Origin of the sequence: Kiloniella antarctica (assembly GCF_042682825.1) — a bacterium.
GTDB lineage: Bacteria > Pseudomonadota > Alphaproteobacteria > Kiloniellales > Kiloniellaceae > Kiloniella > Kiloniella antarctica.
This window is the reverse complement of the sequence record NZ_JBHUII010000010.1, coordinates 115,649-137,369: the sequence shown is the minus strand read 5'-3', so window position 1 is coordinate 137,369 and position 21,721 is coordinate 115,649. Positions and strand designations below refer to the sequence as shown.

18 protein-coding genes are annotated in these 21,721 nt (G+C 43.3%); 7 read left to right on the top strand and 11 right to left on the bottom strand.

Translation table 11 applies throughout. The annotated features are described in order from the left end of the window. Window positions 1-19 precede the first annotated feature (19 nt). Genes ACFSKO_RS15845 through ACFSKO_RS15835 form a run of 3 tightly spaced genes read left to right on the top strand, consistent with a single transcriptional unit; the run spans window position 20 to window position 3,810 of the window. Entirely contained in the window at window positions 20-2,062 is a 2,043-nt protein-coding gene (locus ACFSKO_RS15845) for a lytic transglycosylase domain-containing protein (RefSeq protein ID WP_380253397.1), read from the top strand. 57 nt (window positions 2,063-2,119) lie between these two features. After that, a complete protein-coding gene (locus tag ACFSKO_RS15840; RefSeq protein ID WP_380253395.1) occupies window positions 2,120-2,797 on the top strand; it encodes a haloacid dehalogenase type II in 678 nt (225 codons plus the stop codon). Window positions 2,798-2,823: 26 nt separating this feature from the next. Continuing rightward, the gene (locus ACFSKO_RS15835) at window positions 2,824-3,810 is read left to right on the top strand and encodes a threonine ammonia-lyase (protein ID WP_380253393.1); all 987 of its coding nucleotides are present in this window, start codon (window positions 2,824-2,826) and stop codon (window positions 3,808-3,810) included. Here ACFSKO_RS15835 and ACFSKO_RS15830 read toward each other — a convergent pair. Further along, complete coding sequence (locus ACFSKO_RS15830) at window positions 3,807-4,433, bottom strand: bactofilin family protein (protein WP_380253391.1); 627 nt, start codon at window positions 4,431-4,433, stop codon at window positions 3,807-3,809. The two genes, ACFSKO_RS15835 and ACFSKO_RS15830, sit on opposite strands and share 4 nt — an antisense overlap. After that, window positions 4,414-5,991 carry a peptidoglycan DD-metalloendopeptidase family protein gene (locus ACFSKO_RS15825; protein WP_380253389.1) on the bottom strand — a complete coding sequence of 526 codons (1,578 nt, stop codon included), beginning with the start codon at window positions 5,989-5,991 and terminating at the stop codon, window positions 4,414-4,416. Before ACFSKO_RS15825 ends, ACFSKO_RS15830 begins: the two co-directional genes overlap by 20 nt. 361 nt (window positions 5,992-6,352) lie before the next feature. Here ACFSKO_RS15825 and ACFSKO_RS15820 point away from each other — a divergent pair, with 361 nt between their 5' ends. Both ACFSKO_RS15820 and ACFSKO_RS15815 read left to right on the top strand, forming a co-directional pair. Beyond that, window positions 6,353-6,865 (top strand): PAS domain-containing protein, encoded by a 513-nt coding sequence (locus ACFSKO_RS15820; protein ID WP_380253387.1) that lies wholly within the window; start codon window positions 6,353-6,355, stop codon window positions 6,863-6,865. A gap of 135 nt (window positions 6,866-7,000) precedes the next feature. Further along, window positions 7,001-9,337, top strand: a complete 2,337-nt coding sequence (locus ACFSKO_RS15815; RefSeq protein ID WP_380253385.1) for a methyl-accepting chemotaxis protein — start codon at window positions 7,001-7,003, stop codon at window positions 9,335-9,337. 86 nt (window positions 9,338-9,423) lie between these two features. Here the strand turns inward: ACFSKO_RS15815 and ACFSKO_RS15810 are convergent, their stop codons facing one another. From ACFSKO_RS15810 to ACFSKO_RS15785, 6 genes are all read right to left on the bottom strand, one after another. Then, entirely contained in the window at window positions 9,424-10,986 is a 1,563-nt protein-coding gene (locus ACFSKO_RS15810; RefSeq protein ID WP_380253383.1) for an alkaline phosphatase family protein, read from the bottom strand. Window positions 10,987-11,190: 204 nt separating this feature from the next. Then, window positions 11,191-12,219, bottom strand: a complete 1,029-nt coding sequence (locus ACFSKO_RS15805; RefSeq protein ID WP_380253381.1) for a hypothetical protein — start codon at window positions 12,217-12,219, stop codon at window positions 11,191-11,193. Beyond that, window positions 12,216-12,731, bottom strand: coding sequence for a (2Fe-2S)-binding protein (locus tag ACFSKO_RS15800; protein ID WP_380253379.1), 516 nt, complete (start codon window positions 12,729-12,731; stop codon window positions 12,216-12,218). The genes ACFSKO_RS15805 and ACFSKO_RS15800 overlap by 4 nt, the downstream gene beginning before the upstream one ends. Continuing rightward, window positions 12,724-15,495, bottom strand: a complete 2,772-nt coding sequence (locus tag ACFSKO_RS15795; RefSeq protein WP_380253377.1) for a xanthine dehydrogenase family protein molybdopterin-binding subunit — start codon at window positions 15,493-15,495, stop codon at window positions 12,724-12,726. The genes ACFSKO_RS15800 and ACFSKO_RS15795 overlap by 8 nt, the downstream gene beginning before the upstream one ends. Before the next feature lie 218 nt (window positions 15,496-15,713). After that, complete coding sequence (locus ACFSKO_RS15790) at window positions 15,714-16,667, bottom strand: nucleoside hydrolase (RefSeq protein WP_380253375.1); 954 nt, start codon at window positions 16,665-16,667, stop codon at window positions 15,714-15,716. Continuing rightward, a complete protein-coding gene (locus tag ACFSKO_RS15785; protein WP_380253373.1) occupies window positions 16,664-17,569 on the bottom strand; it encodes a ribokinase in 906 nt (301 codons plus the stop codon). Before ACFSKO_RS15785 ends, ACFSKO_RS15790 begins: the two co-directional genes overlap by 4 nt. A 211-nt stretch (window positions 17,570-17,780) precedes the next feature. Between ACFSKO_RS15785 and ACFSKO_RS15780 the strand changes: the two genes are divergently transcribed. Both ACFSKO_RS15780 and hppD read left to right on the top strand, forming a co-directional pair. Next, window positions 17,781-17,939: a hypothetical protein gene (locus ACFSKO_RS15780; protein WP_380253371.1), complete on the top strand. Its 159-nt coding sequence runs from the start codon at window positions 17,781-17,783 to the stop codon at window positions 17,937-17,939. Between the two features lie 59 nt (window positions 17,940-17,998). Beyond that, complete coding sequence (gene hppD, locus ACFSKO_RS15775; RefSeq protein WP_380253369.1) at window positions 17,999-19,105, top strand: 4-hydroxyphenylpyruvate dioxygenase; 1,107 nt, start codon at window positions 17,999-18,001, stop codon at window positions 19,103-19,105. A gap of 84 nt (window positions 19,106-19,189) precedes the next feature. Here hppD and maiA read toward each other — a convergent pair whose 3' ends face one another. The 3 genes from maiA to ACFSKO_RS15760 form a co-directional block, all read right to left on the bottom strand. Continuing rightward, window positions 19,190-19,840: a maleylacetoacetate isomerase gene (gene maiA / locus ACFSKO_RS15770; RefSeq protein WP_380253367.1), complete on the bottom strand. Its 651-nt coding sequence runs from the start codon at window positions 19,838-19,840 to the stop codon at window positions 19,190-19,192. Between the two features lie 4 nt (window positions 19,841-19,844). Next, a complete protein-coding gene (locus ACFSKO_RS15765; RefSeq protein ID WP_380253365.1) occupies window positions 19,845-20,333 on the bottom strand; it encodes a MarR family winged helix-turn-helix transcriptional regulator in 489 nt (162 codons plus the stop codon). Window positions 20,334-20,413: 80 nt separating this feature from the next. Beyond that, window positions 20,414-21,718 (bottom strand): TRAP transporter large permease, encoded by a 1,305-nt coding sequence (locus ACFSKO_RS15760; RefSeq protein WP_380253363.1) that lies wholly within the window; start codon window positions 21,716-21,718, stop codon window positions 20,414-20,416. Between the last annotated feature and the right edge of the window lie 3 nt (window positions 21,719-21,721).

The following is a 21,721-nucleotide window of genomic DNA, read 5'->3' as shown; positions in this document are numbered from 1 at the left end:
GCGCCGGCTTCGGAATATATTGAAAAATAAATCACTCTTAATCGTTGGAATATTTTCCCTATTCTTCAACGGAATACTTTCTCTAGAGAACTTCAATAACGCTGGTACAGCACATGCGGCAGTACCAAACGCATCACAAGATCTCACTAAAGATGGAGCGCTATTCAAATCTGTCAGCCAACATGTAAGACAGAAACAATATACACGCGCCTTTAGTCAGGCAGAACAAATTAGCAATCCTTTATTACTCGAGGTTGCTCTTTGGCTGGCACTTTCCAATGATGTTGGTGTTGGAAATTACGACAGTTTACATAACTTTCTGGCGGAACCTTATAATTGGCCTCGACAAAGTATTCTACGTCGGAGTGCAGAAACACAACTTCCAGCTAATTTATCTAACAATGAGATTATTGATTGGTTCAATACCGATACCCCAAAAAGTTTAGAAGGTTTGATCCGGTATATTTCAGCCCTCGAAAATATAGGTAAAATCACAAACCTTGATGCGGAAAGAAAAATAAAAACTTTCTGGAAAACCGCCTACCTCGGAAAAACGGACGAAAATAAATTCCTCAATAGATTTGATAAAATTATTCAACAAGATGATCACGTAAAACGTTTGGATCTATTAATATGGAACAAGCACTATATTGCAGCAGACAGGCAGCTTAAAAGGGTTCCAAAGGGATATCAGAGACTTGGTAAGGCAAGGATAGCTCTTCTTAAAAACAAGGGTAATGTTGACAGTCTTCTCAAAAGTGTCCCTGCGAACCTCAAGAACGATCCTGGTTTAATTTATGCCCGGGCTAAGTGGCGCTTACGAGCAAATAGAAATGACGAAACGATCGCTTTACTTGATCCACCTATTGCAAACGCTCCTCAACCTGATAAGTGGTGGCCTCTACGCCATTGGGCAGCAAGAAAACTGCTCATAAAAAAGAACTATAAAAAAGCTTATAGGATTGCTTCTGCTCATGGCATGAAAAGTGGTGTTGGTTTTGCCGAAGGGGAGTGGCTCACGGGATGGATAGCACTTCGTAAACTTGGTATGCCAAGGAGAGCCTACACGCACTTTCATCAACTATATGACGGCGTAAAGTCCCCTATTAGCAAAGCGAGAGCAGCCTATTGGGCCGGACGTGCAGCCAAAGATATCGGTCATGACGATTGGGCGAAAAGGTGGTTCACTATCGCTGCATCACACACCACAACATTTTACGGACAGCAAGCAGGATATGAGCTTGGAAGCCACCCAAATATTCCTAAAAATCCTGAGCTAACAATTACTCCAGAACAAAAAATAGCCTTTAGCGATAAAAAAATCGTCAAAACCATTCAGCTTTTACATAAGCTTGGCGAAGACAAATTGGTTACGACATTTCTTACCCGCCTAAGGCTCGATGCCAAAAGTAAAGAAGATCATATACTTGCGGCTAATCTGGCAAATAAAGTGGGCCACCCTAATATAGCTCTGAGAACAGCAAAATCAGCACGCCAGAAGGGTATCTTATTACCAGGACTTCTTTACCCTGACCTTGCAATTACTATCCCAGAATCCTCAAATACAGAGCCTGCACTTATACTTGCTCTCATTCGTCAAGAGAGTGAGTTTAATCAAAAAGCCATCAGCCATGCCGGAGCACGTGGTCTGATGCAGTTAATGCCTGCAACGGCCAAATCCGTCGCAAAGAAGGAAAAAGTAACGTACAAAAAGCAAAACCTTACCGCTGATCCGTCTTATAATATCAAACTTGGTTCAGCATATCTCTCAGAATTAGTTCGTACCTTTGATGGCTCCTACATCATGGCTTTAGCTGGATACAATGCTGGCCCACACCGTGTTAAGACGTGGGTAAAAGATTATGGTGATCCTAGAGATCCCAACATTGATATTATCGACTGGATGGAACAAATTCCTTTTAATGAGACACGTAATTATGTCCAAAGGATACTGGAAAGCCACATTATTTACCGAGACAGGTTAAATGAAAATAGCACGATAACGTCCGATATGAGCAACCTCCCTTATTCACTATGGGGGCATCCTCACTCGGGGAGCTAAATCACTTAACCTGATCATTAATTTGTACAATTCTCACTAATATCAAAGGGCATATAAATGCAATCTTCTCCCATAAAAGCCTTTGTCTTTGATGCTTACGGGACTCTTCTTGATGTGCATTCTGCAGCAAGGAATGCTATGGACGATCTTGGCAAGAATGGTGAAGCGGTTTCAGATATCTGGCGGACCAAACAACTTGAATACACCTGGTTGCGAAGCCTAATGGAAAAGCATTGTGATTTTTGGCAAATAACATCCGATGCTTTGAGATACGCCCTACGTTATCATGATATGGAAAGTGACCGTCTCCACGACAGGCTCATGTCGTTATATCTGGAACTCACAGCCTATGATGATGCTCTAAAGACTGTTAAGCTCCTTAAAAGCGCTGGGTATCCGACATTAATACTAAGCAATGGCTCTCAAAATATGTTGGATAAAGCACTTGAACACTCTGGCTTAGCAGCAGATATAGACAGGGCAATTTCAATTGATGAGATTGAAATTTATAAACCTAGTCCCTCTGTATATAAGCTTGTCACGGATCAAATGAAATGCACGCCCTCTGAAATTCTGTTTGTTTCAGCAAATGCCTGGGATGTTGCTGGTGCTAACTCTTATGGTTTTCGTGTTGCATGGATCAATCGCTTCAAACGCCCTCAAGAAATTCTCCCTGGTGGGCCAGAATTCATTATTGACAGCTTGTCCGAACTTGAACAGCTTATAACGACTTAAACGAGCAATATATAAGTGATTTTATTATGCATATTCAAGAATTGCCAAACTTTGATGACGTACTCGATGCCCAAAAGAAATTATTAGGTAAAGCTGTCAAAACTCCCTTACTTGAAAATGCAGCCCTAAATGAACTCACTGGAGGTCGTATATTCCTTAAATCGGAAGTACAACAGCACACTGGATCTTTTAAATTTCGAGGCGCCTATAACTTTATATGTCGACTTAATTCTCAACAAAAAAAGCAGGGGCTGATTTCTTATTCATCGGGAAATCATGCACAAGGAGTAGCCTATGCGGCAAAGCTCTTGGGCGTTAAAGCCACAATCATAATGCCAAGCGACGCACCTGTAATAAAAATCAATAACACCCGAGGTTTTGGGGCAGAAGTTATATTGTATGATAGGTTTAATGAAGATCGTGAGGTTATTGGTAACCAAATTATTGCAAAGACGAATGCTATACTCATCCCACCGTATGATCACCCCTATATCATTGGCGGGCAAGGAACTTGCGGACTTGAAATTATCGAGCAAGTAAAAGAACATGGAATCCAACTTGATGCAGCTGTCATTTGTTGTGGAGGTGGCGGATTAACGTCAGGCTCAGCACTTGCTATAAAGAAACTATCGCCACAAACTAAAGTCTATAGCGCAGAACCCAAAGGCTTTGATGATACAGCACGATCTATCTCAACAGGGCGGCGTGAAAGTGTATCACCTGAAGCACGGTCAATATGTGATGCTGTTTTAACGCCAACACCAGGCGAAATCACTTTTGCAATCAATCGTGAACTAATCGAAAAAGGACTGGTTGTTTCAGACGACGAAGTACGGCGTGCTGTGAGCTTTGCCTTTAATACATTAAAGCTTGTCGTTGAACCGGGCGGAGCCGTCGCCCTTGCTGCTATAATATATCAAAGAATCAAGACAAGGAAAAAAGCCATCGCCCTCACCCTTTCTGGTGGGAACGTTGATCCATCAAGGTTTATAGAATGTCTCGAAGGTAATTAGTTGTTATTCCAGGAAGACCCATAAGTATTTGGCTTCTTCTCTACGGCTTTAACATCAGTTTTAACTTCTGTAATGCCTGAAGTTGGTTGTGTACCGCTACCATTTGCAAAAGAACTGTCACCAGTTGTGGCCGTTACCTCTGTAGTTGTTGTCCCAGATGTTGGTTGGACAGTAACAGGTGTCGACGTTTTTTCAGAAAATTTCTCTGCAACATTTGATGTTACAGCCTTAGGTGCGTGTTCTGAAATTCGGCGGAATTGTCCTTCGACTTGTGCACCTGCTTCTATTGCAATGGATTTATGCATAATATCGCCTATTACTTTAGCCGTGCTGGCCAAAGTAATAGTGGTTGCATTTAGCTGACCGCTGACCATACCACAAACACGAATTTCTTCAGCATTTACAGAACCTGTTACCACAGCTTTTTCACCAATAGTCACACTCCGGCACGTAACATCCCCTTGAACAGTACCATCAATCTGTAAATCGCCCACAGAGGATAAATCCCCTGTTAAATTTAAATCTGGGCTTAATATTGATGGTATGCCTGAAGCCTCTATTTTTTTTGAAGGAGAATCAGATTTCACCACGTTGTTATTTTTCTTATTGGACTTTGAAAACATTTCTACCTGCCAAAATAAATTTACGAGGATCTACGGGCTTACCATTGTATAGAACTTCATAGTGAACGTGCGGCCCTGTACTACGTCCAGAATTACCGAGTAACGCAATTTTTTCTCTATGAGAAACTTCTTGCCCTTGTTTTACAAGCAATTTTCTTAAATGACCATACCGTGTTCTGATACCATTACCATGATCTATTTCGACCATACGACCGTAACGACCGCGCCAACCTGAATACACAACCTTTCCTGGAGCAGGAGCATATACAGAAGATTTCATAGGAGCCGCCATGTCCAAACCGTTATGAACAGAGGTCTTCCCCGTCACAGGGTCACGGCGTTTACCAAATGAACTGGTAATACGGTACTGATCAATAGGCGTTGTGAGAGGAAGTTTTGCGACAACTTCTTGTAAAGTTTCCCAACGTGTTAACTGCATATCCAGAAGATTAACAGACTGCTCGTAATCTGCGCTTTCCTGAACTTCATCCACAGGTAGGTATGGCCCGCCTTGCCCAGTCTGTAGATCTTCCGAGCCCAAAAGTTTATCTAAATTAAGGCCTGTCATTTCTACAGTTTTTTCAATTACATCAAGGCTATATTTAGAACGTTCAGTTAAACGAACAAGTAATTCTCTTTGAATGTTAGATACTTCAACCAAAGAATTTTTAAGTTGATCTACTTCGCCTTCAAGCCCTTGATTATTTTTTCTGTACATATTTAGAATTGAAGCCTGTTGGACCAATTGGGTATTAGTATGATCAACATCTTCAAGAGCGACACGCCTAGCTTCCTCTAGAGAAGCCATTTGCTGTTGTTGCGCCCCAATCAACTCTTCTTGTTCTGCCAACTCATCTTTTAAGTCGAGAATTTCATCTTTTAAGTTAGTGACTTGGGTAAGGATAACTTCACGATTTTCTTCTAAACCTACTTTGGCATTAACAACGTCTTTAAGTTCTCTTTGAATTTTAAGTAATTTTCCGCCAAGCATTTTGCCGGCTGCCGCAGTTTTATTTCGCTCTTCTTCAGAAGTTGCTAATACCTGACGTAACTGAATAGCCTGATTTTCCAATGCAGCACTTTGCCCTGCTATGGTTTGCAGGTCATCTTCAAACTGCTCAAGCTTGTCTTCAAGAGCCTGACGGGCAAGCGCTACCCGCGCTCTTTCGGTTTCAGAGTTTTTAAGTTTCACAGCCTTAGATTTGGCTGATTCATTAACCTCTGTACCGTCCAGGAGACTGATCAACTGTTCTTGGTTTTCCTGAAGATCATTTGTGATTTTAGAAAACTGGGTATGGTATTCACCTACTTGTTGAAGTAACCCAAAGTAATCCAATTTTTGTTCTTCAATTATCAGATCTTTATTTGCCAGACGCTGCTCAGTTAAAAGCATCGTTCCAGAAGTAAACGCAATCCATCCCGTCAGCGCCAATAAACTTGTCGCCAGTACTTTCTGAAAAACTGGTGTTAGCCGGATAAAACGAACTTGATCATGAGAACGGATATGAATTTCTCGTGGTGCGAATATTTGATCAATTTTAAGATTCGCTTTGTGCATAAAGTCTTGCACACCCATCCCCCTCTTTATTGGTTGCTATAATCCAACAATGGATCCATCAGTTTAATGTGGCAAAAGCAACAAATAATATTAAAACATATACAACTTTGGACGAATTTATACCCGATGCTTCTCATCATTTCAAAGGGAAAGGACAAAAGGACGATAGAAAGGTTAATATCATAAAACTCATTGATACTATCGGCCTATAAACTTTCGATTATAAATCCTTTTCTAAAAGACTTGTATGAAACATCATAGTGTTCATAAATTAAAAGAAAAATAACATATATTGACAGCTTATGATACCTAAAGGATTAAGTATCATATTTTGAATATAGTGAGTGAAAACATTAACGATATGGCAGAAATTTTAAACGGCGATCTTAATCATCAAAGAGACGATAATTTTGATTGGATTCGCCGATACGATGTCGATGTACCTTATTTGTTTAACACTCAAGTCGTTCAAAAATTATTTGATTGGTGGTGTTCTTTCCACCCTAACCTACCCAACCGGCAAGATTTTAACATTTCAGATCATAGCTCGATTGCCTCACATTTATATTTAATTAAATTACATGAGAACAATTCTTTTGAATATCGTTTGAACGGTGAGAATGTCATAAATCTTGTTGGTTACTCTATGAAGGGGATTATTTTCGACAAGACATCAACATCTCCCAGTCAACGTGTGCTAGCCCAATATTGTGAAGAGGTAATGTCATCCCAAGTTTGCAAACGATGTACCGGAGAAATCAGGCTTAGTGACACAAGGAAAGTTGCTTTTGAATCTTTAGACTGTCCTCTTATAAACGAAAATAATGAAGTCGGTTATACACTTGGTGTAATGTCGACAATAGAAAATCTATAACACCATCTCAAGGTTGCTATTCACACACAAACCCACTTTTATCAGTATTTGTTTACTTTATAGCAACACTTGTATGAACAAATTTACAGGTGACAAATTTAATTCCGGTTAATGAACAAATTTAGGAATATCGATATGCTTGGGTCGGGGGACCACCGAAAAACAACAATTTGGACTTTGAGAAAAATCCTATTCTTAATTGGGTTGCTGGCTTCAGTCGCAATTGTCGCTGCTCAATTTTGGTCTTTTGAGAAATATAAAAACTTTTCTTTAGATACACTCAACAAAGAAAGTACAAATCAGTTTCAACTTATGGTTCTGGAACGTATTCGGCAAAAATACGAACCAAAGCTATTAACCTTAGGATCTGATTGGGCTCGGTATAAATTTCTCGTCAAGGCAATGAAAGACAACAAGCCAGAAGAAATTGCTACTTTCGACAAATGGTACCGCGATAACAAAGAAATTCAAACTGGTGAAATCGATCTTATCTCGACCCATTTCTTTACCCCCGACATGGATCATATTACTTCTTCTCAAGCCGGGAGTATTACAGATAACAAGACCATTCTCGAAGAGTTAAAAGCGAGAGATAAAAAAGATAAAAGAAAACCGATTAGTTATATATGGGCAGATCCAAATGGTCGTCCTGTACATTCTACTATCTTTCCAATTGGGGGCTTTAAAGTTACAGGCTTTGTTGAGCTCGTAACCAATCCAATGCACTACCTTGAAGGTATCAGTGAAACTTTAGGGGCCGATATTACAATTTATGACCCTTCAAACAACGAGACAGGCTTTGCTTTCTCCGAAACAAGAACAATTCCTGAACAGCAAGAAGAGCCAGAAGAAGGAGATTCTTCTGGTGAGTCTACACCACCGGAAGAAGAAGAAACTGTAAAGACAGAAGAAATAAGCGAAATACTAGAGGCCCCACCAACAGCAGAATTAGAGGATGGTCTTCAATTAGAAGGTTCAACCGCATACATCACCGCCAGCTTAATTGGAAGCCATAATATGTTATGGGCCCGTGCAACCTTAGTTCGGGATGTAAGTGATTTTGCCAATGGTTCAGAACAACTCACTCAAGATGCGATCAAAGTTTTGGCTGGTGTGTTCTTAGCGACATGGTTACTCGCTTTTCTAATGTTGAGATTTGCTGTTTTTGGCAAACTCAAAGCCTTCGCAAAAGCCATGACATCGATCAGCAAAGGTGAAGTAGACATCGAGCCACCTGTTGTTGGGCCAGATGAGTTTAGAACAATGGCAACAGCTCTAGACCAACTCAGCAACAGCGTAGCTGAAGTGTTTCAATTACAAAACATGGTAGAAACTAGCCCTATGGCAACTGTGATGGTAAATAAAGACGGTTTAATCTCTTTTGCCAACCATCGAGCCCGCAGATACATCAATGATGAAGATGCTGACATTGATCTCACAGGAAATAGCGGTAACTTTTTCCAACTTGAACAAGATGATTTCATCTCTCTTACAGCCCCTGAAAGCTTACCAAGCACTCGTTTGATCACATTCAGTAATAAGCTGCTGGAAGTAGCTGCCTCTGCTGTTGTTGGAAACAACGGAGAATTTACGGCCTGCATGTTTACATGGCAGAATGTCACCGAGAGAGAAAACAACCGTGAAGCAGCTGGAGAGCTTATTAATAATGTGCGTCGGGTTGCCGATCGAGTGAGTGAACTATCGCGAAATGTAGAAGAAACATCGACATCTTTAAATACTCAGTCCCAAACGGTTACTGAACAAGCGCAAAACACGCAACACCTCGCCCAAAACGGTTATGATTCCGCACAAGGTGTAACGCAAACAACAGAAACGATGTCTGGCGACATAAGAACGATCAACAACGAGTCTGATCATGCCCGAACCACATCAAATGAAGCTTTAAACCAACTGGCTAAAGCATCTGAAACAGTTAATCAGCTCCGTGAATCAAGTGAGAGTATCAGTAAAATCAACGAAATGATTACGACCATCACCAATCAGACAAAAATTCTGGCTATGAATGCAACGATCGAGGCTGCTCGTGCCGGAGAAGCCGGACGCGGATTTGGTGTTGTTGCATCAGAAGTGAAGGCTCTTGCAGAAGAAACAGCCTCAGCAACAGATCAAGTTGCTGCGATGATTAAAGAACTTCAACTTCATGCCCAAGCAACAACAGACACTATGGAATCGATTGATGTCGTGATGCAACAAGTCGGAGAAACCCAAAACAAAATTTCAGATTCAATAAACGAACAGGACCGTGCTGCTGGCGAGATTGCCCAAAACATTGAAAGTATGGCCCAAGGTTCCCGTCAAATCGTCGATTTGGTCAATGATGTACACAGGCAATCCATTGATACCGGAAGTTCCGCACAAAGCCTTTTGGGAACGTCCAAAGAGTTGGCTGAAGAAGCGGCTAAACTCAACGAACGTTTAACTGAATACCAAATGCATCTCGATCAAGGATAGTCTCTGAACTTTAATCCTGATTAGAATTTTATTAAAAGTATAGCCCTGCTCTTCTCAAAAAGGTGGGGCTATACTTTTATGATTGATCAAATCCGTGAAAACTCACGTTCAACCAATCCTGTTGTTGTAATTTTCATATGGCTCATGCGCCGGGCTGCATAGTTCTGACGCCAACTCAGCATTTTTTGCGTATAGAGTAAAATCGTTTCGAGATAGGCCTTATCATCAGCTAAATTCATCTCTTCTTCCGGATCTGACCTCAAATCAAACAAAAGCGGCGGAAGACTGGTAAAGTGGACGTATTTAAAATTGTCATCACGAATAATGGTCATAACACATTGGTCACTTGTCAGATCAAATCTTTGTTCTGCGGAAAAGTATTCCAGATCCCTAAAGTCAAATTCCCAGTGTACTTCACTTCGCCATTTATCTGGATTAGTTCCTTCTAAAAAAGGACGTAAGGAATGCCCGTCACATTGCATAGGTATTTTCGTTTCCATAAGATCCAGAACTGTCGGCATAATATCAATCGCTTCACTAAAATGACTATCAACGACCCTTCCTCTGGAATCGTCAGCCTCAGTTCGCGGATCCCGAATAATCAAAGGTATATGGCAACTTTCGTCAAAATATCCAAGTTTACCCCATAACCAATGATCTCCGAGTTGCTCGGCATGATCGGAAGTAAAGATGATAAGCGTTTGGTCATATTGTCCAGTATCTTTCAGGGTTTGAATTACGTTGCCAATTTGGTCATCTACTTCCGAAATTAGCCCGTAATAAGCTGCCCGCATCTGTTTAACTTCGTGATCAGGTAGATCCCTTACATTATAATCATGCCCCATATACGCACCGTTAGTAGCCATCTTATCCAACGCATAGTTTAGGTAAGGGTGTTGCCCTTTTTCAATATCAACACTCTCGGACCGGTGCGGCATGTCGATATCATTTGGATCATACATTCTGTTATAAGGTTCCGGCGCAAACAATGGGGGATGCGGCCTTAAAAACACCCCGTGAAGGAACCAAGGCTCACGATGGACTTTTATGTAATTAACAAGTTTGCTCGCGATAAAAGCCGTATCACTGCTGTCTTTATCATACCGAGGAGCTGCATAGCTTTGCCCTCTCTCCTTCGCTCCAGGATAATCTTTCTGACCCAAAGTTATATCAAACTGGTTTTCAGGCAACTGGTACCCTTTTTCTTCCAATTCACCAAACCAATCCACTGCCATCTCTTCACTAACAAGCGATCCCACGCAAAAACCGGGCATAACACCGCAATAGGTTTTTAAATTGGGATCGTTGGCGTCTAAACCTCTGGGATCTATCGGAGTGTCGGTATAGCCATATAGAGTTGGCTCATATCCTTTTTTGCGCGCCTCCAGAGCAATATTTGTAAAGGTGTTGTCTAACGGTGTTCCATTTGAAACATGACGATGGTTCATGGCATACATGGAGGTAAGCAGAGATGTTCTTGAGGGGCCACAGGGCACACATTGGGTATAGTGTTTGCGAAATGCTACACCATCAGAGGCCAGTAGATCCAAGTTAGGCGTTTGTACCATATGCCCCGCCGATGAAAGACACTCTGCACGCCATTGATCAACAGAGATCAACAAAATATTCCTGATTTTTCTATCGTCCATATTTTTACCTGAATTTTCGTGTGGCTTATTGCTCAATTGATCATTTAATAATTGAGGTACTGTGAATTAATTTAAAAGCTTTCTCCATGGAAAATATAGATCCACTTTGCAAATAATCTGCAATCCACCAATCCTTTTGAGGCCGAATAAAAAAATAGCCTCAAAAAATGAGGCTATTTTCAAAACACTTTCTATGGCTTTTTTTTAGGGCTTTCCTGTAATGGGTTCAGTTAAACACCCGAGTATTCCTAATTTGCTCTTATCGTTATTTCCGTAGGCCTTATGGCATTCCAAAATATCGTCAACGGCCTTGGCATAAATAACATTCCATTGTGCTTGACTATGAAAATTACCAACGGGCATAAAGTGCGATGCAGGATAAGTTTGGGCCCATTCATCCGCATTCGCTATTTCAGCCAATCCCGTGGCTTCTTCTGTGCCTTGCCCACTGGTGAACTGAACACCAAGGCGATGACACCCCACACAAGGGTTATTGCGGGTACTTAGAGAAACAGGTTTCCAATCTTTAAAGTCTTGACCGAGGTGTTTGTACCAACCTTCTGGATCTGTTGGAACATGCTCCCATACCTGACCAATGAAAGGACTATACATAAACGGATCGTTGTCGTGACATCCACCACAATCATCTTTTGCTGTTTGTGCTGGTGTGTTCCAGATAGCCTTAACTTTTTTATAGTCTTTTGCTTTTGCAATTTTCATTGGCGATGGGACAAGTGTTCCATCAATAGGTTGCCCATTTTTTCCTGCTGCTTGGAACCAACATGTACTCCCGTCTTTAGCATTATGAGCAACGATATCTATTTCATCATATAAAACACTGCTTTCTGTACGTATTTTCTTTTGCCGGCATAAAGCCGCTACTTGTGCATCACCAACAGACAAATTCAAAACCCGTGAATAAGGAATGCACTGTCCATCTGAGTTTTTGCCAAGTGGCAATAATGATGGGCGATCACAATCCATATCGGGATAATAAGAATTCGGTGTTTGCCCACCATTAATGGTAATGGGGATCAAGGCTCCTGTTTGACAGCTAAACGCGGGGAGATCTCTAATAGCCGCAGCACACATATTTCCATAAGAAGCCGACGTTTGCCCTTTTCCTTTATGTGACGATTTTTGTGGATTTTCATGCGGTGTACAACTAACAAGAAGGATAAGAGAACTGGTCGTAAAAGTTCTTAAAACGAAGTTGATAAAGAGTTTTTTCATGCGACCATTCCTGGCTGTTTAAGTATGGCGTCTCTTACGGCCTCATAATACCGAATATACCCTGTACAACGACAAATGTGATCCTTTAGAGCATCGTCAATTACCTGGTCGAGATCAGAATGAGGCACAGGGCTGTCCAATAAACGATCCCAAAGTGTCATGGCCGCCATCAAAAAACCCGATGTGCAGTATCCACATTGGAAAGAGAAATGATCGAGAAAAGCTTGCTGCAAAGGATGAAGATGCCCGTTTTGTTCGACACCTTCGATTGTATGTACTTCGACACCTTCCAACGATGAAAGAGGTGTTGAACAAGCAATCATAGGCTCAAGAGGTGCACCGGGTTGTCTACGAACAGATACGGTACAGGCGCGACATACGCCAATACCACAACAAAATTTCGTGCCTGTGAGGTCTAAATCTTCTTGAAGATAATTTACGAGCGGTAGATCAGAATCCTCGCCTGAAGCAACCACAGGCGTGCCATTTACTGTGAAATGAATATTATCCATTGGTCCCCATCCCCTTTCTGATTTTTTCAGCTGTTATCGGTAAATCTCTAAATCGTACCTTCGTTGCGTCGTAGAGGGCATTAGAAATCGCAGGTGCCACCGAGCACATAACGGCTTCGGCAATCCCCTTGGCTGTTTTATCTTTATCAACAGGTGGGAGAGTGATTAATTCTTGCTCTTTAAGGGCGACATCCCGCGAAAGCGGGACAAAATATCGGTTCAGGTTCCAATCCCCATCTGCAGGACCACCTGGGCCAGCGGGCATGTCTTCAAGTAAACTATACCCGATAGCCATCGACACACCGCCTTGGCTTTGCCCCGACACAAGTTCTTCTGTAATAATTTTCCCAGCGTTCAGAACAGAAAGAGACTTGCGAACAACCGTATCCCCGGAGTGCGGATCAACGGTTAGTCCGATCAGATTACCGCAAGGCGCGTAGGTCGTTCTTGAATACCGTGAAGACCACGGAGTTGGATAATCACCTGTTTTTGCATGTCTTCGGATAACTTCTGGCTCTGTTTTCTTGGCCTTATATATCGCCAAACCATCAATTTTCCATCGAAACCGCTCAGAGTTAACCGTAAAATCAGCTTTGACCCAAATTTCCTGGAAATAAGCATGAACCAATGCGGCTTTGACACCGCCACTTTGATGAATTTGTTCACCAATTTTTTTCATTGGGATTGGCGGTAAATTTAAATCTTTGGTTGTCGCCATCCCATTTACACAAACAATTTGGCTGGCTGGGATATCCTTTTTGCCCCAAATTTTACGTGCAGCAGGTATAATTCCGGTATCAAGTAGTACCTTTGATGCCTGATCGATGGCATGTACCTGATGAAAAGCGGTTAGACATGCACTTGAAGATCCAACACCATTCGCGGTCCATGCGGGGTCTTGCCAATTATCATTGCCCGTCGTTTGCATATCGAGAACCGGATAAAGGTCGGGGTTGCCCATATCAATCGTAGAAGCATTATGCCCCAGCTGATCAGCCGTCGAAACAGCCAGCGTTGTTGCAGAACCATTGCCCATATCGACGGCATTGGTTTTGACAATCAAGTTACCTTCTTCATCTATTTCAACATAACCGATAAGGCCGTCACCGGAAGTCCCATAAGCCTGCATCGACATGGCAAAGCCAACGCCGTATAGCAGGCCCTTTTTTTGCCAGTATTTGCGGTCTTTTTTTCGATTTTTCCATATGGCGTGCTGTTCAGAAGTCTCTAAAATTTCAGACAGCTGGAGTTTTTCTGTTATGGGGCCGCCAACAACGGTTTTTTCACCCTCGGATAGAATATTCTTTTTGCGAAGTTCAATGGGGTCCCAATCATTATCCTTTGCGATATCATCCAGTAGAGTTTCAATGGCAAAAAATGCCTGCGGTCCGCCAAAACCGCGTTGTGAACCCGATGAGATATTCGGGGTATAGCGCGCATTGGAAGAGATTGCAGCCTTTGGAATAATGTAAGATCCGCCCGCGCAAAGCCCGGCCAGCTGTGCAACCCAGGGGCTTAAGTTTTCACGACCTCCTCCGTCAAAGGACATGGATATATCGAGCGCCTGTAATTTCCCATTAGCATCCACCGAGAGGCTTTCTTTCAATTCACACGGATGGCGTTTAAGCCCCGCCTGAAATTGCTCAAATCTATCATAGGCCAAACGAATGGGGTTGCCCTGCGCGTAGGCCGCTGCAATGGCAAGGTTTAAAGTGAAAACAGATCGGTCTCGCCCTCCAAAGCCACCTCCGGGATAACAGGAAACCAGATTAATGGTTTTGACCTCGACAATAGGGTTCGGGCCAGAGAACATTTCCAATACATCCTCAACATCAGGATCAGGAGATTGAGTGCCGACGACAAGGTTAAGTGTTTTATTGGCCGCATCGTACCAGCCAAGGCCTGATTCAGGCTCCATAAACATCGGGTCCATGGCCTGCATGGAGCAAGAAGCCTGATAGGTCTTCCAACGCCCCGAAGCCATTTCGTACTCAATTTGAGAGCGATAAACACTGGCCACATCATCGTAGCTGTCTTCCCCCCCATTTTTGGCGTAGGAAAAAATATCTTCTCCGCCATCAGGAGCGGCCACACGGACATAATTTGTCAAAGGCTGGAAGGGAAATACCGGATTATTTCGGGGGTTATCCTCGTAAATCTGAAAATCGGGATTAAATTGTACCGCATTGTTGGCCGTGCGATAGGCTCTGCGATCCGAAAAAATTAAGAAAGCGACAGGTTGACCATAAAAATTAGCCCGCTTTCCCTTGGGCACAATAAAGGGCCAGGTCAGAGAATTTGGTCGTTCGACTTCTATATCCTGATCAAGCGTCTGATTGTCTTCGTTGTATTCGTCACTTGTCATGTTCGGGCGAAGGATCTTATCAGCCACCCGATCACCATAAAGGATTTCAATTGGCTGAGAGCTTTCTGGAATTAATGATAAGTCCAGACCCTTAAAGGGATTTTCAACATCTGTTGCCCGAATAATCATCACGGGATGTTCAACTTTAGGCCAGCCCGGCATATTCCAGGAGTGATAATCCCGGGCAAAAACCTTTTGCCCCCTGACCTTAACCAAACCATCAATGCGATATCGTGCTTTGCCAGGTGATTTAGACCAGTTACCAGTCATTGAAGAAGTAATTACGTCAGTTTCATCCGCAAGCAATTGGGTGACAGGAATGATATTTACCGTAAAGGAAACACCTGCAACTGTTTTAATGAAACTTCGGCGCGTCATGGAAAACGCGTTTTTTGTCATGATTTCTCCCCTGCAAAAAGCTATCAATCGGACAATTTGTTGTCTCTATGAATAGAATTTACAGTGAAGCACTCAATTGGTTTATGCTTGGTAAATTATTCTATACTTTTACACGTAAAGTAAGAAAATTATCATTTATAATGTAAAAAGGGTGACAAGTAATGTCACCCTTTTCGATAAGATACTGGTTTGAAGACCAGTTTAATCCATGCGTCCTATTAATCAGCGTATTTGGCAATAGTGCCAAGAACTTCTTCTTTCACCTCTGCCCCTTTGATTTTCATTAAAATTTTATGGTTGCGGCAACCATCCCATTCTGTGGAAGGGCCAGGGTGTCCAGCAGGTTTAATAAGGGTTTGGCCAATCGCAGGACCTTCACAGCTTACGCGCACCGCGGCATCGATAGAGCAAAAAAGATCGGGATTGACGTAATAGGCTGTTGCGCAAGGATCATGGAAATAACAACCGTCGATACCAAACGCACCATTATAGAAATTAAAATAAAGGTCCGCTGCATCAAGCAAAAATCCACCGATACGGGGAGCTTTCAGAGCTAAATCCTCGGCTTCTTTTCTCCCCAGTATAACTTGGTGTGTTACATCCAGACCAGCCATAACCATTGGCCAATCAGCGCGGAAGACGATATCAGCAGCGTGAGGATCATTAAAAATATTGGCCTCGGCAACAGCAGAAATATTACCATATTCCTTTGCCGCTCCGCCCATAATGATGACCTGTTTGACCAAAGGTGCAATCCCCGGATCCATACGGAACGCCATCGCCAGATTGGTGAGTGGGCCAACCGCAATAATCGTGACCTCTCCCGGTTGTTTTCGAACGGAATCGATAATAAATTGCGGTGCATAGATTTTTTCAATCACGCCTTTGGGATCAGGGAGATTAATATCACCAAATCCGTCAGCGCCGTGAATAAAAGTTGGAAAGCCCTTATGCGGCGCAACCATTGGACCAGAGGCCCCCTGAAAAACAGGAATGTCCTGTCCCGCCATTTCAGCGAGAATTTTAGCGTTCTTGGCTGCAATTTCTACAGGAACATTACCAAAAACCGTTGTCATCCCGATCAGGTTTATTTCAGGGTGATAAAGCGCGTGATGAATGGCAAAGGCATCATCAATCCCAGGGTCGGTATCAAAAATAACTGGATTTTTCATTTCACGCTCCCACTCTGCTGGCTTAAAAATAATTCGACTTCTTGCGCGGTTGGTATTGCTATTGATGCCCCCGCCTTGGTAACCGCCAGCGCTGAGGCAGCACTTGCTCTTTTCATTGCAACACTCAGGTCCATGCCGTTTGCAATGGAAGAGAGAATATACCCAACAAAAGTATCACCGGCACCCGTTGTATCCACAGCCTCGACCCTAAAGGCCGGAACCTCTATGACACCATCCGGGTGATAGCAGATCGCACCCTTTGTCCCCTGCGTGACAATAACCAAAGGACAAAGATCAGAGAGTTTACCCTGATCCCCTCCCAGCTTGGCCTCGGCCAATTCGGCGGCTTCAATGTCATTTACGATAAGGAGATCAATATCTTCATAAGGAAGATCCTTGGCATTCAAATCAAACGGGGCTGGATTGACAGCAATCTTTGCCCCACGGGACTTTGCCAAAACAATCATTTCTTTTAAATTGGGCATTTCGTTTTGAAATAATACCCAGCTATCCGGCTCAATCGCATCAAAGCTTTTTGTCAAATCGGACAATTCAAGGGCTTCATTCGCTCCAGGGAAAAGCAAAATACAATTTTCGGCGTTATCATCAACCTGGATCAAGGCATGGCCCGTCGGTACGGGCAAGACAGAGATAGCCTCTATTCCAACTGCAGAATTAGCCATTTCTTCTAAAATCCATTGATGATCATCACCAATCGCCCCGACATGCTGCACGGCCTCACCTGCCTTGGATAAAGCAATCGACTGATTGGCCCCTTTTCCACCTAAAACTCTTTGATAAGAAACTGTTTGAAGGGTTTCCCCGGGCTTTACGAAATATGGAACCCGATAGACATGATCAACATTAATAGAACCGACATTCGTAATAAGCTTTTTCTGCACGGCTTTCTTTCTCAAAATATATAAATTCGAATTGAATAATCATATACAGCCCTTTGCTAGTGAAACAATATTTTTTCTTGTTGGTAAATGTTTTTCGCCCGCTTTAATTGAGGCAAGTCCCCTCTCCCTCTTCTTGACTTATGTTAAGATCAAGAATATAATTTCAAATGAAACTAAACTGCTTTAACAGATAAACACGGAGGTCGCCTGGATGCTAAATTGTCACCTTGCTGGAATACCTCCCGAATTATCACTACGCCCTTATATTATGGATCGGAACTTGAAGGTTCTTGCTCCTTTTATTACGCTGACCATCGGACAAATGCTTGCGAATGAAACAAGAGGGCTTTCTCGTGGTTCGCCTCGATAAATTTTCAATAACCCAAAGTGTTAAATCGAAAATTACCTATTATATCGAGGATATCGTCCATGACGACAACAGCAAAGATTGCTCCCAAAAATAAAAATCTCTTTGAAAACCCCATGGGCCTTAACGGATTTGAGTTTGTAGAGTTCGCAGCACCTGACCCAAAAGTACTGGAAGATCTTTTTACTGAACTTGGTTTTGTCCTTGTTGCAAAACACCGTTCAAAAGATGTTGACCTCTATCGCCAGGGCAATACCAACTTTATTATCAATAAAGAAAAAGACAGCCCGGCAGACTATTTTGCGGAAGAACATGGTCCCTCACCTTGTGGCATGGCTTTTCGGGTAGAAAATTCTCATCAGGCTTATAACCGTGCTTTGGAACTCGGTGCGCAACCCATGGATATTCCTTGCGGTCCTATGGAACTCAGACTCCCTGCAATCAAAGGTATCGGTGGTGCGCCGATTTATTTGATCGATCGCTACGAAGAAGGCTCAAGCATCTACGACATCGATTTCGAATTTATTCCCGGTGTTGATCGTCATCCAAAAGGCTATGGTCTGGATGTCATCGATCACCTGACCCACAACGTCTATCGTGGACGTATGGGATACTGGGCAGACTTTTACGAAAAATTCTTTAATTTCAGAGAATTAAGATTTTTTGACATTAAGGGTGAGTACACGGGTCTGACCTCCAAAGCGATGTCCGCGCCAGATGGTAAAATCCGCATTCCCTTGAACGAAGAGTCTTCCGCAGGTAAAGGCCAAATCGAAGAATATCTGATGAAGTTCAATGGCGAAGGCATTCAGCATATCGCGCTTACGACACCAGATATCTATAAAACAATCGCAGACATGCGCGCCAACGGCGTTGAGTTTATGGATGCCCCTCCGGCAACTTATTACGAAATGCTGGACGAGAGACTTCCTGGACACGGCGAAAGCGGGGAAAACCTTAAATCGCTTGGTATACTCCTCGACGGCGGCACTGCAGAAGGCGATCCACGTCTGTTGCTTCAGATCTTCACCAAGTGCGTAATCGGCCCTGCCTTTATTGAAATCATCCAGCGCAAAGGCGACGACGGTTTTGGCGAAGGGAATTTCAAAGCGTTGTTCGAATCAATCGAACGCGATCAAGTTAATCGAGGCGTTTTGAAAACCGACTAAATACCCCAGCTTAACCCATCAAAAAAGCGCGGCTGGTATTCATCAGCGGCGCTTTTTTAATTTTATTTTCTAAAAATCAAGGATTTAAAGCTCAGTATCCTTTTGGCTTTCCGGGCGTGCCTTATCAAAGGCAGGGAGTGCGAGGCAATTTTGTTCAATGCGCAGAATGTTTGGGAAGCGATCAAGCGGGATGGAAAAACGGTTGGCGTTATATATCTGGGGGATCAAGCAGCAATCGGCCAGACTTGGCTTATGGCTAAAGCAGAATTTACCTGTGTACTCGCTCCCTGCCAGAATCTTTTCAAAAGCGGTAAAGCCTTCGACAATCCAATGTGCATACCAATCTGATTTTTGATTCTGCTTAATGCCAAGCTCTCCCGTGAGATATTTCAAAACCCGCAGATTATTAATCGGGTGAATATCACAGGCAACGAGTTGCGACAGCATTCGTACGTGTGCGCGTTCAACAGCAGAGGCCGGCATAAGAGCGGGCACTGGCTGTAATTCATCAAGATACTCAATAATTGCAATGGATTGTGTAATAACCTGACCAGTATCAAGCTCGAGGACCGGTACCAGTTTTTGCGGATTCAGATTTTCATAATCCGCGGTCAAATGCTCTCCGCCGGACTTTACCAGATGAACAGGCGCGTCGATATAATCAATGCCTTTCAGGTTCAAAGCTATGCGCACCCGATAAGCTGCGGTTGATCGCCAGTAAGTATAAAGTTTCATCGAACTAAATATCCTTTACCAACTTGTCTGCGCCAAAGCGTTTTTCCGCATTTGAAAGAACCCGAGACATGAGAGACTGAAGAATTCTCTTTTCGTCGGGGCTAAGTCCCTCCAGAATTTCTGCTTCGCGTTTAAGTACCCGAGGAACAAGCTCTTCGAGGATGTTTGTTCCCTCTTCTGTCAAAAGAAGATTGACCTTGCGCTTATCAACACTATCCACGCGGCGTTCGATAAAGCCACGCCCCAACAATCCCTTGATCGCGCGACTGACTTGTACTTTATCCAAACTGGAATAATCGACCACTTCACTCGCAGAAAGAGGCTGTTGATTTCCCAAAACAACCATGACTCGCCATTGATAGACCGTCAGACCGTGAGTTTCGGTGTATACTTCCGCAATAGATTGGCTCACGGCACGATAAAAAACCCTGACCTGATATGGGAAAAACTCCTTAAGATCGAACGATTTTGTATCGCTGTTATTTTTTGACATTTTTGCCTTCTAGCTTTTTGTTTCTTTAAAGTTCAACGTATTTAAAGCATTTATAGTACTCAATACCCACAAACTAACTGTTAATCCATCAGTAAAGCGGGCAACCAAAGCGACAGGGCCGGGAACAGAATAAGCAAAGCCAGCCGTGCTACATCGGCAAATAGGAAAGAGATCACGCCCCGGCTGATGGTTTGCAATTTCAGTCCCGGCGTTCCGGCCATTATGATAAAGAGGTTCATGCCCACAGGCGGAGTAATTAACCCCACCTCGACCACCGATACCATAATCACACCAAACCAGATCGGATCAAAACCAAGAGATGTGATCAAGGGATAGATAAAGGGCAGCGTCAGGAGGATCATGGAAAGTGCATCCATAAAACATCCTAGAACAACATAGAACACGATCAGCAGAATAAGGATCACATAAGGATCCCAGCCAAGCTCACCGACGGAAGCGACCAAAGATTGCGGAAGACCTGTTGTTTCAACAAAGTAATTGAACACCGCGGTGCCAATTAAAATGAGAAAGATCATTCCTGTGGTACTTGCGGTTTCGTCGAGGCAATCCAAGAAAGTTTTAAAGCTTAACTGACGCTTAAACAATGCCAGTAAAAACGCGCCAATGGCTCCGATTGCCGCCGCCTCGGTCGGTGAAAACCACCCTGCGTATATACCACCTATCACTACCCCGAAAAGAACCATCACGGGCCAAACATTGATCATAGCCACAATCCGTTCGGGCCAGTTTACCCGCTCATCTGCGGGCCCTTGTTCGGGGTTACGCGCGGTCTTGATCTTGATCGCTACCATATAGAGTACTGTTGCAAGCAGCCCCGGAATAAGAGCTGCGGCAAACAAACGGCCAATAGATTGTTCAGTGAGAATGGCGTAGATGACCATAATCACGCTGGGCGGAATAAGCACACCAAGGGTCCCCCCGGCAGCTATCGTCGCACTGGCGAGACCGTCATCGTAATTACGTCGCCTCATTTCCGGCATCGCGACCCGGCACATGGTCGCAGCCGTTGCCAGGGATGAGCCACAAATAGCGCCAAAGGCGGCACAGGCGCCAACTGTCGCCATTGCCAACCCCCCTTTGTAATGGCCGATAAAGGCATGGGCTGCATCATACAGAGCCCTCGAAAGTCCGGCCTTTGCGGAGAAAACCCCCATAAGAATAAAGAGCGGAATGACGGATAAGGAATAGGGAAAAATTGATTCGAACGGTACCGATCCCATAATAAAGGCAACAGAATCAAAACCGTTAATAGCCAGACCGCCGACAGCCCCAACCACGCCCATGGCTATGGCAATGGGAACACGTATTGCAATTAATCCAAAAAGTGCGGCGAAAGCGAGTAAGCCTATCAGGGATGAAGACATAAA